The sequence below is a fragment of the Kitasatospora sp. NPDC056446 genome, from assembly GCF_042796115.1.
Taxonomy (GTDB): domain Bacteria; phylum Actinomycetota; class Actinomycetes; order Streptomycetales; family Streptomycetaceae; genus Kitasatospora.
Genome location: NZ_JBHTRF010000100.1, coordinates 1 through 12889 on the forward strand (window position 1 = coordinate 1; position 12889 = coordinate 12889).

Here is a 12889-nt window from a genome sequence, read left to right on the forward strand (position 1 = left end):
AGCGCGCCCGACACCGCGACTGGCCACCACCCGAACCGACAACAGTCACGATCGCCGAACCAGGAGCGACCTAAAGTCACCGGCATTGGGCCTAGCCCAGGATGCCGCGGTTCACGACCGTGTCCAGGAGCTCGCGGACCGCGGCGTACGCGAGCCGGTTCGCCGCGCCCCAGTCGTCCGTGTGCCCCCGTGTACAGAGGAACCACCACAGCGCCCGAGGAAGTCGCCATGCGTGGTTGGTTCGACCGGTCCGCGCTGCCAGCTCGGTCGCCGCGCACAGACTGGGCCTCTCGTCCTCCAGCCACGCCATCGCCTCGGCGAAGCCGGCCAACGGCGGACCGGATCGCGGCGGACACGCCACCGGCGGCTGTGTCACCGCGGTTGCGGGGGCGAGGCACTCCGCGGCACGGACGACCTGGTTCAGGTAGTAGTCCAGTCCGCGATCCACAGCCCGGTCGTATTCGTCGACACGGCTGATCGCGACCGCCCGGGAATGGGCGGCCACCAGGTCGTGCATTCGATAGCGGCCGGGCACGTGCTGCTGCACCAGGTGGACGTCGACGAGTTCCTCGATGAGCGCCTCCGCCTCGGAGGCCGCCAGATCCGCGACCGCCGCGGCGATGAAGACGTCGAAGTCAGGGCCCGGAGCAGCGGCCAGCGACCGGAACAGGCTTTGCGCGTCGGCGGAGAGGTGACGGTAGGACAGGTCCACGGTGCGGTGGACGGCGTCGGCCCCGAGCTTGCGCAGTCCACCGTCCCGCAGCCTGCGGTCCAGATCGGCCACCGTCCACAGCGGCCGACTCCGCAGGCGCGCGGCGGACAGGGCCACCGCCAACGGCAGACCGCCGCACCTCGCCACGACCGAGCGCGCCGCCTCCGGCTCGGCGGCGACACGCTCGACGCCGGCGGTCCGGGCCAGCAGCCCGACCGCCTCCGCCACGCCGAACGGCTCCACCACGTACCGTTCGACGCCGTCCAGATGAAGCAGGCAGCGACGGCTGGCGATCAGCACTCCGCACGCCGGACCGGCCGGAATCAAGTCCCGTACCTGGCCCTCGTCAACGGCGTTGTCCAGCACGATCAGCATCTTGCGGTCGTGTACCCGGTCGCGGAACATCGCGGCGCGCTCGGCCCGGTCGGCGGGGATCTGCCTCGCCGGGACGTCCAGCGCCCGCAGGAACGACTCCAGGACCGTCGCCGTGTCGGTCGGCCCGTACACCGGATCGAAGCCGCGCAGGTTCACGTACAACTGGCCGTCCGGATACTGACCGTCGCGGACCAGGGCGTGCGCGGCGTGGACGGCCAGCTGGGTCTTCCCCACCCCGGCCATGCCTTCGAGGACTGCGATGGCCGTCGCAGGGCCACCTGGGGCGCCGCACGGTGTCAGCGCCGACACCAGCTCCGCCAGGAGCCGCTCATGCCCCACGAAGGTCGACAAGTCGCGGGGCAGTTGCCGGAACACGCCGGTCGGTCCGCCGGACTTCGCATCGGCGTGCACACGCACACAGGCCTCGCGCCAGCGGGCCACCTCCGATTCCGGAAATCCCAGGCTCCGGACGATCGCGACGACCAGGTCGAGGTCCAGTCGGCGGCGCCCGATCTTGAACACGTCGCCGACCGTGGACGATGCCACGATGCGCGGAGGTCGCATGAGCAGGCCGACCCGCCTGGCGATGGCCCGGTAGGAAGGGCGACCGGCGTTGATCCGCGCCTCGTCCAGCAGCCGTACGAATTCCGGCACGTCCTGGGCCCGTAACGGATCGGGCATGGCGAACTGGCTCACGTCGGGCCCCCGTTGATCATTCCGTGTCGTGGCCGAACACCCTAGCCGGGGGTGTCCGGAGTTGTACGGGAAACGGGCTTCCAGTCGGGACTCGGGGGCAAAGTCTGCCGAGGCAGCCAGCCACCGACACTAGGAGAGCTTGATGATCCGGAAGCGCACCGCCATCCGCCTCGGCGCCGTCGCCGCCATCGGCACCATTGGTCTGAGCCTCGGTGCCGGCGTGGCGATGGCCAGCACCAACTACTACGCCAGCGCCCGCGGTTGCAATGGGGGCATGCAGGTCGAACGGCGGTCGGACGGGCACGACTGGGTCCGCGGCTTCGTGTCCTCCGGCAGCGGCAACTCGTGCGGAGTGACCCTCCACCAGTCCAACGGCAACACCTTGAACGCCGGCACCGGCGATGTGACCGTTTACACCGACTGGCTCATCGACGCCGGGATCACCTCGTACGCCACCGTCTGCAACCTCGACCTCGGAGGGTGTGCCAGCACCGTGTCGTACTGACGGGCGTCGCCGGTCCCGTCCTGCTCCCGGTCAAAGGCGGGAGCAGAACGGGACCGGCCATGCTGCCGCATCGGGGTCAGCGTGTCGCGTTCACGCGCGCCGCAGGCGCGGGGTGGGGCAGTAGCGCGTGCCGCCTTCCACTGCGACGGTCGGCCCCGGGGCGATCTCGGTGAAGCCCGCGTCCCGGACCACCGGGAGTTCGCTGCGGACGAGTTCCTCCCAGACATCCGCCGGGGCCGTCCGCACCGCCAGCGCGAAGCCGGACTCCGCCCATTCCTTGCGCTGCACCTCGTCCAGCCGCCACCACGCGATCTGGGCGGCGTGCCCGGTCTGCGCCATCGTCTTGCCCGCGCTCATCTCCAGCCCCGGGTTGAGCCACAGCACCGGCAGCCCCGGCTCGGGCGCGCCGACCTCGTCCGTCTCCTCCAGGTCCGTCCCGGAGACCTGCAACTTGGCGAGTTCCTTCGGCCAGCCGTCCAGCGGAACGGGCGGGAACACCCGCACCTCCGCCTCCCGCCCCTGCACGGTGATGCCCGGCAGCTCGCCCGCCCGGCGCCACTCCCCGCCCCGGGCCCGCCGGACCACCTTGCGGATCCGCGCGTCCTCCCAGGCCGCGACCCGCTCGGCCCACTCGCCGTCCACCTCGGTCACCCGCGGGTCGGCCAGCAGCGTGAGCACCGCCCGTGCCGAGGTCTCCAGCGCGTCCGTCCGCCCCGGCGGGGTGGCCCGCTCCAGTCGGACGAGCAGCGGCAGGACGTACTGCGGCAGCGCGTCCCGGTCCTCGGCGGCCGGGGACGCACCGGAGCCGGAGGCGGGGGCGGCGGGCGAGACGGGAGACACGGGAGACGCGGGCGAGGCGGGAGCGGAAGCCGGGGCATCGAACGGAGAAGTCACCCGTCCAGCATGCCAGCCCCGCCCCGGCCGGCTCGGCCCGCCCCGGTCAGCGCAGCCGCTGCCGCAGCTCGTCGACCGCCGCCCGGATCCCGGCGCTGTAGACGTCCTCGGGCAGCGCGTCCAGACTGCGCACGGCCCGTTCGAGCTGCTCGCGCGCCAGGTCGGGCTCGCCGAGCTTGAGGTGGTCGGAGGCCAGGTTGAGGTGCAGCGAAGGGTAGAAGGCGCGCACCTGGAGGGCCGACTCGTACGTCCGGGCGCGTTCGGCGGTCAGCGAGTCGGCAGCGGCCAGGGCCCGCCGGTCCCACTCCAGTTCGGCCCTCGGGTCGTCCTGCAGATCGGCCAGATAGTGCGCCAGCACGCACCGGTGGAAGACGTCCCGCTCCCCGAGCTCGTCCCAGAGCTCCTCGAAGCCGGCCCGCGCCTCGGCCGTCCGGCCGCGCTGCGCCGCCCGCACGCCGTCCAGTCCCAGCGCGATCCGGGCCAGCGCGGTCTCCTCCCCGTCGGTCAGGGGAGCGTCCGCCCCGCCGGGACCTGCCGGGGGATCACCGCGCATACCAGACACATCGGACATGTCCGCAGCCTAACCGCCCCGGCCCGAGGGTGCCGGAGCCCGAGAGTGCCGAAGCCGGTGCGCGACGGCTCCGGTGCCCGGTCAGCGCCGGTGCCCGGTCAGCGGCGGTAGCCGCGCTGCGGGTCCCGCTCCTCGGCGTCCTCGTACATCAGGAACCAGCCCTCCGGGTGCGTGGCCGCCAGCAGCACCTCGGTCCGCTGCTCCGACGCCAGCTCCGGGTCGCCGTCGTCCGGCCCGTAGACGCCGAACAGCTCGTCGTTGCAGCCGTCCCAGTCGTAGTCGTACAGGTCGGCCGGGAGGTCGCCCATCATGTCGGCCACCGACTCGGGCTGCGCGCCGAGCAGGACCCTGGCGTCCACCAGCGCCATCCGCAGCGCGATCTCGTCGGCCAGGCAGCGCGGCAGCGGCCATTCGCCGAGCGCGAGGTCGTCGGCCAGGTCGTCGAAGGCCCGGGCCATCGCGCGGCGCCAGTTCCGGTGCATCCGCCAGGTGCGCTGGGGAAGCCGGGCGAAGACCGTCCAGTCCACGTCCTCGCCGTCGACGACCGGCTCGTCCCCGTGCTCGTCGAGGTCGTCGTACGCGGCGTCGGCCAGGCCGAGCAGCTGGGCGTGGAGGAGGCACGCGGTGCGCGGGGTGAGCGTCCAGTCCGCGCCCGCGCCGCCGTCCTCCTCCTCGCTCTCCAGCGGGAACAGCTCGGCGAAGTCCGGTGTGAAGTCCTCGGTCACGCTGATCTCCAGCGTGCCGCCGACCGCCTCGACCCCGGGGATGGCGGCGACCAGCCGGTCCGGGTGCAGCAGCGCGCCGAGCGCCGCGTTGGCGTCCTCGGCGACCTCGCGCAGCAGTTCGCGGCGCTGGCCGGCCGGGTCGATCCCGTCGAAGTCCAGCTCTTCGACGGCCCTGATCGCGGCCGCGCGCAGGGCCGGCCAGTCGGTGATCCGCAGGCCCAGCACCACCGTCGCCTCGATCTCCTGCGCGCCGGAGTCCTCCGCCGCGCCCGGCCCCTGTGGATGATCGCTTCGCTCGCCCATGGGGCTACGGTACGGCTTTTCGGGCGTCCGATCACCGGTCCGGACCACCTTCCGGAAGCCTTCTCGGCCACCGCCCGGCCCTGCCTTGGTCACTCGGACGCATGAACTTGGCAGGATGAGCCCCATGGCTGACATCAATGAGTACGGCGGCGGGCAGGGCCCGAACGCCGACGTCCTGGTCGTGACCACCAATGACATCCCCGGCTTCCGGGTCGATCACGTGATCGGCGAGGTGTTCGGGCTGACCGTCCGCAGCCGCCACATCGGCAGCCAGATCGGTGCCGGGCTGAAGTCACTGATCGGCGGCGAGCTGCGCGGTCTGACGAAGACGCTGGTCGAGAGCCGCAACGAGGCGATGCAGCGGCTGATCGAGCAGACCAAGGCGCGTGGCGGCAACGCCGTGCTGATGATGCGCTTCGACGTGACCGAGGCGGCGGACGTGGGCACCGAGGTCTGCGCCTACGGCACCGCGGCAGTGATCTCCCCCGCCGTCTGACGTACCGGACCCACCCGCGCGCTCCACGCCCGCTGCCCTCCGGAAACGTGCGGAAGATCACGAAGGCCGGGAGCGGAGAACGGCGCGGAGGGGACGCGGCGGGAACAGTCGCCGCGGCCCCGATGTTTCACCGGCGTGACTGTTTACGGTGCAACGAACACCGCGCCCCAGCGCGTGGACGTCCTGGTGGTGGGCGCCGGGCAGGCGGGCCTGTCCGCCGCCTACCACCTGCACCGTCGCGGCTTCGCCCCCTGGCGGGCGGGCGCCGACGGCGGTTTCGTCGTCCTCGACGCCAATGCCGAGCCCGGCGGCGCCTGGGCGCACCGTTCGCCGTCCCTGCGGATGGCCACCGTCCACGGCTTCCACGACCTCCCGGACGCCGAGCTCCCGCCGGTCGACCCCGAGGCCCCCGCGCGCGAGGTGGTACCGGGGTACTTCACGGCGTACGAAGCCCGGCACGCGCTCCCGGTCGTACGCCCCGTCGAGGTGCGCGCCGTACGCGCCGAGTCCGAGCGCCCGGACTCCCGGCTGCTGGTCGAGACCGACCGCGGCACCTGGTCCACCCGCGCGCTGATCAACGCCACCGGCACCTGGACCCGCCCGTTCCTCCCGCACTACCCCGGTCACTTCGCCGGCCGCCAGCTGCACTACGCCGAGTACCGCGGGGCCGAGGAGTTCACCGGCAAGCGCGTCCTGGTGGTGGGCGGCGGCGCCTCGGCGATCCAGGTGCTGTCCGAGGTCGCGGCGGTCGGCACGACGGTCTGGGCCACCCGCTCCGAACCCGTCTACCACGAAGGTCCGTTCACTCCCGAGTACGGCCGCGCGGTGGTCGCCAAGGTCGAGGAACGGGTCCGGCAGGGCCTGCCGGTGCGCAGCGTGGTGAGCGTGACCGGGCTCGGCCCGTCCGTCGCCTACCGGCGCGCCGAGGAGCTGGGCGCGCTGCACCGCCGACCGATGTTCGACCGCCTCACCGAGCACGGAGCCGCCTGGGGCGACGAGGAGACGACGGTCGACGCGATCGTCTGGGCCACCGGCTTCCGGCCCGAGGTCGGCCACCTCGCCCCGCTCGGCCTGCGCTCCCCCGGCGGCGGCATCGCCCTCACCGGCACCCGGGCCACCGCCGACCCGCGCGTCCACCTGGTCGGCTACGGCCCGTCCGCCAGCACCGTCGGCGCCAACCGGGCCGGGCGCGCGGCCGTCAACGACCTGGTCGCGCTGCTCGGCGACCCGGAGCGGCAGCCCGCGCCGACCGCCGTGTGACCCACCCGGCGCCCGGGCGGCGGGTGGGGCGGTGGGCCGGGCGGTGGAGCGGGCGCCGGACCGGGCGGTACGGCCGGCGCACCGCTGACCCTGCGGCTCAGCGGTCGTAGTCGACCGTCACCCGCTCGGTGAGCGGACGGGCCTGGCAGGTGAGGACGTAGCCGGCGGCCAGCTCCTTCTCCTCCAGGGCGAAGTTGCGGCGCATCTCCACCTCGCCCTCGGTGACCAGGGCCCGGCAGGTGCCGCAGACCCCGCCCTTGCAGGCGAACGGCAGGTCGGGGCGGGAACGCTGGGCGCCGTCCAGGATCGAGCGGTCGCAGGGGAGGGAGAGGGTGCTGCCACGGCCGTCGAGGACGATGGTGACCTCGCTGCGCGCGCCCTCGCCGTCCGACCCGTCCGTCCCGTCCGTCCCGTCGGCGCGGTCGGTCCGGTCCCAGTCCTCGTCGCGCTCGGGGAGCGGCTCGTCCTCGGCGTGGAACAGCTCCTGGTGCACCCGCTCGCCCGGGACGCCCAGCTCGGCGAGCAGCTCTTTCGCCCCGGTGACCATCCCGAACGGGCCGCACAGCCACCAGTGCCCGACACCGCCCACGTCCACCAGCGCCGCCAGCAGCGCCCGCACCCGCTCCGGGTCCAGACGGCCGCTGAGCAGTTCGGCGTCCCTGGTCTCCCGGGAGAGCACGTGGACCAGCTGGAAGCGGCCGAGGTAGCGGTCCTTCAGGTCGGCCAGCTCGTCGGCGAACATCACGGTGTCGCTGCGCCGGTTGCCGTAGAGCAGGGTGACGGTGGAGCGGCGGTCGGCGGCCAGCACGGAGCCGGCGATCGACAGCATCGGGGTGACGCCGGAGCCTGCGGCGAGCAGCACATGGTCGGCCGGGACGCCGAGTTCCGGGGTGAACTGGCCCGACGGCGTCAGGACCTCCACCTCCTCGCCCGGGCGCGCCTCGCGCACCAGCCACCGCGAGAACAACCCGCCGGGCACCTCCCGGACGGCGATCCGCAGCGGGCCGCCGACGGGGGCGCAGATCGAGTAGGAGCGGCGCTCGTCGGCACCGTCCACCAGTTTGCGCAGCGTCAGGGTCTGCCCCGGGCGGAAGGCGTACTCCTGCGCCAGCTCGTCCGGCACCGCGAAGGTCACCGCCACGGCGTCCTCGCAGAGCCGCTCCACCCGGTCGATCCGCAACCGGTGGAAGGTGGGACGGCGGGCCGGGCGGATGCCGGTCACCCGGGCGTCGGCAGCGGAAGCGGCAGAAGCGGCGGAAGCGGCGGGCATTCAGATCTCCTTGACGCGTTCGAACGGCTCCCGGCAGACGCGGCAGCGCCAGAGCGCCTTGCACGCGGTGGAACCGAAGCGGGACAGCTCCTCCGTCTCCGGGGCGCCGCAGCGCGGGCAGGCCACCCGGCTCTCGGCGGTGGCGGTACGGGTCCGGCCGAGGGCGAGCGCGACCGGCCCGGCCGCCCGGACGGCGGAGGTCGGGCGGGGCGGGGCGATGCCCGCCTCGGCGAGCTTGCGGCGGCCCTCGGCGGTGATCAGGTCGGTGGACCAGGGCGGGTCCAGCCGCAGCCGGACCCGGACGTCCGGGTACCCGGCCGCGCGCAGCCGGCGGTCGACGTCGGCGGCCATCTCGGCGACGGCGGGGCAGCCCGAGTAGGTCGGGGTCAGCCAGGCGGTGACGGTGCCGTCCGCCACCTCGACGCCGGCCAGGACGCCGAGGTCGGCCAGGGTGAGCATGGGCAGCTCCGGGTCCGGGACGGTCGCGGCGACCGCCCAGGCCGGGTCGCGGTCGGTCGCCGAGGCCCCGGCTACCTTCTCGCCGGCCACGTCGCCGGTCACCATCTCGCCGGTCACCACGTCACCGGCCACCACGTCACCGGCCACCACGTCGCCGGTCACCACGTCGCCCCCGGGTGTGCGCGGGCCACCACCTGCATTTCGGCGAGCAGCGGACCGAGGTCCTCGGTGTGCACGCCGTCCCGGCCGGCCCGGCCGAGGACGGTGGCGAGCGGCAGCACGTCCGGCACGGTCAGCCCGGCCTCGACGAGGACGGCGGCGAGCGAGCGCAGGACCGGTTCGCGCAGGGTCGCCGGGTCGACGCCCACCCGCAGCTCCACCGGGTGCGCCGTGAACAGCTCCTCCAGCAGCGGCCAGACCGCGTCCACCCCGGCCTGCATCCGCTCGGCGGAGTACGGCGTGCCGTCGCCCAGACGCAGCGTCCAGGCGGTGGCGTACTCGCGGTGGTACGCCAGCTCCTTGACTCCCCGGGCCGCGACCGCCGCCAGCACCGGGTCGGGGTGCCCGGCCAGCGCCTCGTACAGGGCGCCGCGAGCGGTGGCGAACAACAGCAGCCGGGCGATCGAGTACGCGAAGTCGCCGTTCGGCGTCTCCACCAGCCGGACGTTGCGGAACTCGTGGTCCTCGCGCCAGTACGCCAGGTCGTCCTCGGTACGGCCGGAACCGTCCGCCTGACCAGCCCGGGTGAGCAGCAGGCGGGACTGGCCGAGCAGGTCGAGGCCCAGGTTGGCGAGCGCGACCTCCTCCTCCAGCTCGGGCGCCCGGGTGCACCACTCGATCAGCCGCTGGGCGAGGACCAGGGCGTCGTCGCCCAGCATCAGGCAGTACGCGGCGAGGTCGGCGCCGTCCGTCCCGGCGGGCACGGCGGTGTCCACCCCGAGCAGCGGGTCGGCGAAGCCCGTGCCGTACGCCCAGCGGCCCTCGCCCTCGGGGCCGGGGGCGGCCTCGGCGAGGGCGAGGTAGACGTGGTCGTCCTGCCCGGAGCCGGGGGCGGCGTGGGCCCGCGTCGCGGCGTGGTCCCGCGTGGTCGCGTGGTCCCGGGTGGCGGTGTCGTCCTGCATGGCGGTTCCCCCGTCAGATGTGCGGGACATCCTCGGGGATGTCGTAGAAGGTCGGGTGGCGGTAGACCTTGTCGCCGCTGGGCTCGAAGAACGGGTCGCGCTCGTCCGGGGTGGAGGCGGTGATCGCGTCCGAGCGGACCACCCAGAGGCTGACGCCCTCGTTGCGGCGGGTGTAGAGGTCGCGGGCGGCGAGCAGGGCCATCCGGTCGTCTGCCGCGTGCAGCGAACCGACGTGGACGTGGTTCAGCCCTCGGCGGGGGCGCACGAACACCTCGTACAGCGGCCAGCCGGCCTTGGGCGCGGCCGTGGGCACAGCCGTGGGCTCGGTCACTTTCCGTTCTCCTGTTCCGTGACGTGCTGGGCGGGCTGGGCATGCTGGGCGGGCGAAGTGTGCTGGGCGGGCTGGGCGGGCTGCTCAGCGGCGGCGGACTGCTCGGCGGAGCGCTTGGCCGCATAGGCGACGGCCGCCTCACGGACCCAGGCGCCCTCCTCGTGGGCGGCGCGGCGGCGGTCGATCCGCTGGGCGTTGCAGGGGCCCTGGCCCCGGATGACCCGGTTCAGCTCGGACCAGTCCGGCTCGCCGAAGTCCCAGCCGCCGCGCTCCTCGTTCCAGCGCAGCTCGGGGTCGGGGAGCGTGACGCCCAGGTGCTCGGCCTGCGGGACGGACATGTCGACGAAGCGCTGCCGCAGCTCGTCGTTGGTGTGCCGCTTGATCCGCCAGGCCATCGAACGGGCGGTGTTGGGCGAGTCCCCGTCCGAGGGGCCGAACATCATCAGCGACGGCCACCACCAGCGGTCCACGGCGTCCTGGACCATCCGGCGCTGCGCCTCGGTCCCGCGCATCAGCGTCATCAGGAGCTCGTAGCCCTGGCGCTGGTGGAAGGACTCCTCCTTGCAGATCCGCACCATCGCGCGGGCGTACGGACCGTAGCTGCACCGGCAGAGCGGGACCTGGTTGCAGATCGCCGCGCCGTCCACCAGCCAGCCGATCACGCCGACGTCCGCGAAGGTGAGGGTCGGGTAGTTGAAGATCGAGGAGTACTTCTGGCGGCCGGAGATCAGCTTCTCGGTGAGCTCGGCGCGGTCGACGCCGAGGGTCTCGGCGGCGGCGTAGAGGTAGAGGCCGTGGCCGGCCTCGTCCTGGGCCTTGGCGAGCAGGATGGCCTTGCGGCGCAGCGACGGCGCCCGGGTGAGCCAGTTGCCCTCGGGCTGCATGCCGATGATCTCGGAGTGGGCGTGCTGGGCGATCTGGCGGATCAGGGTGGCCCGGTAGGCGTCGGGCATCCAGTCCCTGGGTTCGATCCGCTGCTCGGCGGCGATGACCGCCTCGAACCGGTCCTCCGGCGCCTGCGCCGGGACCAGTTCGGCCACCTCTGCTGTCACCACGGTCCCCTCTCACGTCCTGCTCCGGTCCGCGGCCGGCCGGCCGAGACTCGAGCACCAACCGACTGACCGTTCGGTCGGTACCATTCTGCGCGGCGGGGCGGAGGGATGGCAAGGCGGGAAACAGATAACAGCTGACAGATTTCGAAATCTGTCAGCTGTTATCTGTCATCTGTTCGCTGTTCGCTGTCGGCTGTTCTCTGTCGGCTGTTCGCTGTCGGTTGTTACCTGTCAGCCGTCAGCCGTCAGCCGTCGGCGCCTCCGGCCGGCCCGCTCACCCCTCCGCGCGGTCGCGCAGTCGCGGCAGCGGCACCGCGAGGAGTGCCGCCAGCAGGGCGATCCGGGGTGCGATCTGGTCCAGCCGGATGTACTCGTGCCGGGCGTGCGCCCCGGCACCCACCGCGCCGAAGCCGTCCAGGGTCGGCAGCCCGCGCGAACCCGGCAGGTTGGTGTCGCCCGCCCCGCCCGCCGGGGCACCGTCCAACTGCTGCCCGAGCACCGCGGCGAGCGAGCGCACGTGCCGCAGCAGCGGGTTTCCGGTCCGCTCGGGCCATGCCGGGCGGCTGGACAGCACCTCCGTCCGCACCCGGGCGCCCGGGCGGAGCGCCGTGAGCCGGGCGAGGTGGTCGAGCGTACGGCGCTGCGCCTCGGCGGTGGAGAACCGCAGGCCGAGTTCGGCCTCGGCCCGGCCGGCGATCACATTGGCACGTGAACCACCGCTGATCCGACCGGCGTTGAGCTCAGTACCGGGCTGCCCGGCGAGGCCCCGGACGGCCACCAGCTGATCCACCAGCTCGTCGACGGCCGACACCCCGTCGTGGGCGTCGTTGCCCGCGTGCGCCTCGCGCCCGGTGACGGTGAGCCGGACCCGGGTGCTACCGCGTCGCGCGGTCTTCAACCGGCCGTCGGGGTGCGGCGGTTCGAGCCCCAGCACCGCCGCCGCGCCGCGCAGTTGGCGCTCGACCAGGCGCCGCCCGTCCGGACTGCCGACTTCCTCGTCCGAGACCACGACCAGGCGCACGGTCCGGTGCGGGCGCTCCCCCAGGTCGGCGAGCATCGCCAACGCGCCTTCCAGGATGGCGAGTCCACCCTTCATGTCGACCACGCCCGGGCCGGTGAGCCGGCCGTCCTGCTCGGTGACCGGCCAGTCCGCCAGGGTGCCGGCCGGCCAGACGGTGTCGTGGTGGCCGACGATCAGCAGGTGCGGCAGGGACTCGTCCCTGCCCTCCCACTCCAGGACCAGGTGGTCGCCGGCCGGGCCGGGCTCGCGACGGGCGGTGGCGCCGGTGGCCCGGAATCCGTCGGCCAACTCCTCGGCGAGGCCGTCGAGTCGGGGGGCGTCTCCGCTGGGCGACTCGATCCTCGCCAGGTCCACACAGCGGCGCCGGACGGCACCGGCCAGGGTACGGGCACGGGCGCTGAGCGCCTGCGGAAGGCCCGGCAGCGCCGTGGTGACCGTGGCGACGACTGCGGCGCTCGTGGCGCTGGTGGCACTGGTGGCACTGGTGGCACTGGTGGCGCTGGTGGCGCTGGTGGCACTCGTAGGGCTCACGGCTGCGGCCGTGGTGCTCGTGGTACTCGCGACAGCGACAGCCACGGCGGCGACTGCGACGGCTTCGGCTGCCGCGGCCTCGGCGGCGGCATTCGCGGTGCCGGCGGGCCTCGTGCCCGGGGTGGTGGCCGGGGTGGTGACCACGGCAGAAGCCGGAGTGGTGGCCGGGGTGATGGCCGGAGTGGTGGCCGGGGTGATGGCCGAACCGCCGGTAGTGGCTGGGTCGAGGGCCTCGCCGTCCGCCGAGGTCGGGACGGGGATCTGGGTTCGGTCGGCTTCCGCGGCGGCGCCCGGCACGGCGGGCGACCCGACGATCTGGGGACTCAACGCTCGCCTCCGCGGCCGCCGCCGGTATTCAGCGGCCGGACCGGCCGACCGCCCCCGCCCGGGTTCCAGGCCCAGGCGGACCGCACCGTGCGACCGGGATGACCGACGACCCTCCGGAACGGTCCGTCTGGCCCAAGTACGGTGGAACGGTAGGGCGGCGTGCTTGGCATTGCGTCCTCCTCGCTCGATCCGGTGGCCCCGGTCCGCCCGGGGCCCCGTGGACGGCGGCCTCCTGTTGGC

The 12889-nt window shown here is 73.8% G+C and carries 13 protein-coding genes; 3 read left to right on the plus strand and 10 right to left on the minus strand.

The genetic code is table 11. The features are described 5' to 3' along the window. Positions 1-91: 91 nt before the first annotated feature. Positions 92-1783, minus strand: coding sequence for an NB-ARC domain-containing protein (locus ACFQ6N_RS36380; RefSeq protein ID WP_380658373.1), 1692 nt, complete (start codon positions 1781-1783; stop codon positions 92-94). A gap of 142 nt (positions 1784-1925) precedes the next feature. On the opposite strand from ACFQ6N_RS36380, the gene ACFQ6N_RS36385 reads away from it, so the two are divergent. Then, positions 1926-2288, plus strand: coding sequence for a hypothetical protein (locus ACFQ6N_RS36385; RefSeq protein WP_380658375.1), 363 nt, complete (start codon positions 1926-1928; stop codon positions 2286-2288). Positions 2289-2378: 90 nt separating this feature from the next. Here ACFQ6N_RS36385 and ACFQ6N_RS36390 read toward each other — a convergent pair whose 3' ends face one another. The 3 genes from ACFQ6N_RS36390 to ACFQ6N_RS36400 form a co-directional block, all read right to left on the minus strand. After that, positions 2379-3128, minus strand: a complete 750-nt coding sequence (locus ACFQ6N_RS36390; protein WP_380658377.1) for a peptidyl-tRNA hydrolase — start codon at positions 3126-3128, stop codon at positions 2379-2381. A 100-nt stretch (positions 3129-3228) separates the two neighbouring features. After that, positions 3229-3753 (minus strand): hypothetical protein, encoded by a 525-nt coding sequence (locus tag ACFQ6N_RS36395; protein ID WP_380658379.1) that lies wholly within the window; start codon positions 3751-3753, stop codon positions 3229-3231. Between the two features lie 98 nt (positions 3754-3851). Then, positions 3852-4781, minus strand: coding sequence for a hypothetical protein (locus ACFQ6N_RS36400; protein ID WP_380658381.1), 930 nt, complete (start codon positions 4779-4781; stop codon positions 3852-3854). 124 nt (positions 4782-4905) lie between these two features. Here ACFQ6N_RS36400 and ACFQ6N_RS36405 point away from each other — a divergent pair, with 124 nt between their 5' ends. Both ACFQ6N_RS36405 and ACFQ6N_RS36410 read left to right on the plus strand, forming a co-directional pair. Next, on the plus strand, positions 4906-5277 hold the full coding sequence (locus tag ACFQ6N_RS36405) for a YbjQ family protein (protein ID WP_380658383.1): 372 nt from the start codon (positions 4906-4908) through the stop codon (positions 5275-5277). A 135-nt stretch (positions 5278-5412) separates the two neighbouring features. Beyond that, the gene (locus tag ACFQ6N_RS36410; protein WP_380658384.1) at positions 5413-6537 is read left to right on the plus strand and encodes an NAD(P)-binding domain-containing protein; all 1125 of its coding nucleotides are present in this window, start codon (positions 5413-5415) and stop codon (positions 6535-6537) included. A gap of 97 nt (positions 6538-6634) precedes the next feature. On the opposite strand, the gene paaE is transcribed toward ACFQ6N_RS36410, so the two are convergent. The 6 genes from paaE to ACFQ6N_RS36440 all read right to left on the minus strand — a co-directional run bounded on the left by paaE (position 6635) and on the right by ACFQ6N_RS36440 (position 12649). After that, a complete protein-coding gene (gene paaE / locus ACFQ6N_RS36415; RefSeq protein WP_380658386.1) occupies positions 6635-7807 on the minus strand; it encodes a 1,2-phenylacetyl-CoA epoxidase subunit PaaE in 1173 nt (390 codons plus the stop codon). Further along, positions 7808-8371, minus strand: coding sequence for a 1,2-phenylacetyl-CoA epoxidase subunit PaaD (paaD, locus tag ACFQ6N_RS36420; RefSeq protein ID WP_380658407.1), 564 nt, complete (start codon positions 8369-8371; stop codon positions 7808-7810). A 53-nt stretch (positions 8372-8424) separates the two neighbouring features. After that, positions 8425-9387, minus strand: a complete 963-nt coding sequence (gene paaC / locus ACFQ6N_RS36425; protein ID WP_380658387.1) for a 1,2-phenylacetyl-CoA epoxidase subunit PaaC — start codon at positions 9385-9387, stop codon at positions 8425-8427. 13 nt (positions 9388-9400) lie between these two features. Continuing rightward, the gene (gene paaB, locus ACFQ6N_RS36430; RefSeq protein WP_380658388.1) at positions 9401-9718 is read right to left on the minus strand and encodes a 1,2-phenylacetyl-CoA epoxidase subunit PaaB; all 318 of its coding nucleotides are present in this window, start codon (positions 9716-9718) and stop codon (positions 9401-9403) included. Further along, entirely contained in the window at positions 9715-10773 is a 1059-nt protein-coding gene (gene paaA / locus ACFQ6N_RS36435; protein WP_380658389.1) for a 1,2-phenylacetyl-CoA epoxidase subunit PaaA, read from the minus strand. The genes paaB and paaA overlap by 4 nt, the downstream gene beginning before the upstream one ends. 271 nt (positions 10774-11044) lie before the next feature. Further along, positions 11045-12649 (minus strand): M20 family metallopeptidase, encoded by a 1605-nt coding sequence (locus ACFQ6N_RS36440; RefSeq protein WP_380658390.1) that lies wholly within the window; start codon positions 12647-12649, stop codon positions 11045-11047. Positions 12650-12889: the final 240 nt, after the last annotated feature.

What these genes read in the sequence shown, in the direction of transcription:
- ACFQ6N_RS36405 (WP_380658383.1), top strand. Translation starts at nt 4,906, where the DNA reads ATGGCTGACATCAATGAGTACGGCGGCGGGCAGGGCCCGAACGCCGAC.
- paaE (WP_380658386.1), bottom strand. Translation starts at nt 7,807, where the DNA reads ATGCCCGCCGCTTCCGCCGCTTCTGCCGCTTCCGCTGCCGACGCCCGG.
- ACFQ6N_RS36400 (WP_380658381.1), bottom strand. Translation starts at nt 4,781, where the DNA reads ATGGGCGAGCGAAGCGATCATCCACAGGGGCCGGGCGCGGCGGAGGAC.
- ACFQ6N_RS36385 (WP_380658375.1), top strand. Translation starts at nt 1,926, where the DNA reads ATGATCCGGAAGCGCACCGCCATCCGCCTCGGCGCCGTCGCCGCCATC.
- paaC (WP_380658387.1), bottom strand. Translation starts at nt 9,387, where the DNA reads ATGCAGGACGACACCGCCACCCGGGACCACGCGACCACGCGGGACCAC.
- paaD (WP_380658407.1), bottom strand. Translation starts at nt 8,371, where the DNA reads ATGGTGACCGGCGACGTGGCCGGCGAGAAGGTAGCCGGGGCCTCGGCG.
- ACFQ6N_RS36395 (WP_380658379.1), bottom strand. Translation starts at nt 3,753, where the DNA reads ATGTCCGATGTGTCTGGTATGCGCGGTGATCCCCCGGCAGGTCCCGGC.